Raw genomic sequence first — 628 nt, 5'->3', positions numbered from 1 at the left:
TTCCTGATGTGGAATAAGGCCGGTGGGCGTGAGGTTCGCGGCCTGACGAACCGGCGGAAGGCAGAGCGCGAGCTTTGCCTGAGGGGCCTGTAATGTGGTTCTCCATCCTCACAGGGGCGATATGGGGCTATCTCAAACGCGCCCTGGACATTGTGGCCCGCTACCCATGGCAATGCGCTCTAGCGGCCTCCCTGTGCCTTTGCTGGGTGCAATGGCGGGGTAAGCAGGAAGCCCTGCAGGATCTGGCGACCGTCAAGCACGCGCGTGAGCAGGACCGGATCGAATGGCAGCGTCAGGCGGAAGTCGCCAAGGCCGAGCAGGAGCGCGTCAACGACGAGAACGAACAGCAACAGGCTGAACTGGCAAGGAGGGCCGACAATGCAGAACTGGAAGCCGGAGAGCTTCGCCGGAAAGTTGATCGTCTTCGGGCTGCTTCTGACCGTTTCGCTGATGCTCGCGGGATGCGGGGTGGTGGTGCTCACCCGACCTGAGTACGAAGAAGCCGTCGCCAACAGCATTCGGCTCGAGCGGGTGCGACAGTGGGGGCAATCCCTGATTACCGAGGGGTTGGCTGTTCCGGTGGCTGAGTTCGGCCTTTCGACGCCACAGCGGCCTTGACTGTGGGTTA

General features: G+C 62.4%; 2 protein-coding genes. One reads left to right on the top strand and one right to left on the bottom strand.

What is annotated here, in order from left to right; all coding sequences use genetic code 11:
- Positions 1 to 179 precede the first annotated feature (179 nt).
- Positions 180 to 350 (bottom strand): hypothetical protein, encoded by a 171-nt coding sequence (locus SPHV1_RS24845; protein WP_156367242.1) that lies wholly within the window; start codon positions 348 to 350, stop codon positions 180 to 182.
- A 28-nt stretch (positions 351 to 378) separates the two neighbouring features.
- Here SPHV1_RS24845 and SPHV1_RS24840 point away from each other — a divergent pair, with 28 nt between their 5' ends.
- Entirely contained in the window at positions 379 to 618 is a 240-nt protein-coding gene (locus SPHV1_RS24840; protein ID WP_156367241.1) for a hypothetical protein, read from the top strand.
- Positions 619 to 628: the final 10 nt, after the last annotated feature.

This window comes from Novosphingobium sp. KN65.2, from assembly GCF_001368935.1.
Classification (GTDB): domain Bacteria; phylum Pseudomonadota; class Alphaproteobacteria; order Sphingomonadales; family Sphingomonadaceae; genus Novosphingobium; species Novosphingobium mathurense.
The sequence above is the reverse complement of the archived record's forward strand: the minus strand, read 5'-3'. Positions and strand labels throughout refer to the sequence as shown.

Coding starts and splice junctions, on each gene's coding strand:
- SPHV1_RS24840 (WP_156367241.1), top strand. CDS start 379: ATGCAGAACTGGAAGCCGGAGAGCTTCGCCGGAAAGTTGATCGTCTTC.